We start from the raw sequence: 616 nt of genomic DNA on the forward strand, positions 1-616 counted from the left end.
CGGCCTCGTGCCCGCCGGCCAGCAACGTCTCGTCCGAGAGGACCAGGTTCACCGCCACCGGGACACCCGACGCCACTGACGCTCCGGTGCCGCGCTCGAACAACAGATCCACCATCAGCTGATTGCGAGTCCGGCCACCACTGTCCCCGGTCGCGATCAGACTGTCCGCATCCCGGCCCAGGGTCGCCTGCAGACACACGGCCTGCTCGACCGGCATCAGCACGCTCAGATAGGCCATCGAATCCGGCGCCGGGCGTGTCGTGACCCGCCGCTCGGACACCGCCTTGCGATGCCGGGCCACGACCGCCGCGGCGTCGAGTTCGACCGCCAACGCCTTCGCCCGTGCGATCAGCCCGCGGTCACCGACCCCGTCGAGAATGGCTGGATCCGAGCACAACCGGCGGTCCACGATGCCCCGATCGGCCGCCGACAGGCACGCTGTTTCCCGCACCAACAGGGTGGCCCGCCATTCGTTCAACCGCCCGGTCCGCAACAGGGCCAGGGTGTGCGGCATCTCGTGCACCAGAGCCTGCGCAAAACCCAGATGTCGACCGCCGCGGTTCGGGGACTCTCTGCGCGCCAACGCAATCTGCGACGCGATACCCCGGTCCCACCC

Annotated in this window: 1 protein-coding gene; it reads right to left on the reverse strand. The window is 69.6% G+C overall.

The features are described from left to right. Nucleotides 1-616: DUF222 domain-containing protein (locus tag G9373_RS45575; protein WP_167121400.1), on the reverse strand; the 616-nt coding region annotated here is incomplete at both ends.

It is taken from the genome of Rhodococcus sp. A14 (assembly GCF_011603105.1).
Taxonomy (GTDB): Bacteria; Actinomycetota; Actinomycetes; order Mycobacteriales; family Mycobacteriaceae; genus Rhodococcus_F; species Rhodococcus_F opacus.